The sequence below is a fragment of the Metabacillus herbersteinensis genome, from assembly GCF_042433335.1.
Taxonomy (GTDB): domain Bacteria; phylum Bacillota; class Bacilli; order Bacillales; family Bacillaceae; genus Metabacillus; species Metabacillus herbersteinensis.
In genome coordinates, this window is record NZ_JBHLVO010000110.1 from 1 (window position 1) to 528 (window position 528).

The 528-nt window shown below is 43.4% G+C and carries 2 protein-coding genes; both read left to right on the forward strand.

The genetic code is table 11. The annotated features are described in order from the left end of the window. Positions 1-235, forward strand: a 235-nt coding sequence (locus ACFFIX_RS27935; protein ID WP_446686123.1) for a hypothetical protein, incomplete at its 5' end; no start/stop codon positions are given. Between the two features lie 127 nt (positions 236-362). Continuing rightward, on the forward strand, positions 363-528 hold a 166-nt coding region (locus ACFFIX_RS27940; protein ID WP_378939922.1), incomplete at its 3' end, for a DUF3847 domain-containing protein.

The following is a 528-nucleotide window of genomic DNA, read 5'->3' on the forward strand; positions in this document are numbered from 1 at the left end:
TGAGGTTGATGATTACATTGCAGAGTTTGTTGTTGAGGGAAATAACGAAAGGGCATTTATCTCAATGAATACCCAAAATATTGTTCGACTTGAAGTAGATGATGGCAACGGCATTCAGGTGATTGATATTGATAGTGGCAAGCCTTTCGCCATTGTCCTGCCCCTCAATGTAGGAAACATCTGTTTCTATGATACGAATGGAAATGTTGTGGAATATCTTCGCCAACAACTTTGACCAACTTCAATTTACCGAACTGAACACAACAACTGAATACCGAAAATCAGACCGTTGACTGGTCGCACTATGCGAAAAGTTGACGGTCTTTTTTTATCCGCAAAATCAAAAAAGGAGGTCAATTACAATGACAAAACCGAAAACCCTTGAACAGCTTCGAGCCGAAAAGGAACGAGCCGAGACGCAGCTTGCACAGGAACAGCACAAGCTGGAGCGTCTGGAAAACCGAAAGAAATTTCTGGAACAAGGCGAAAGAAAGAAACGCACCCACCGCCTTTGCAATCTGGGCGGCA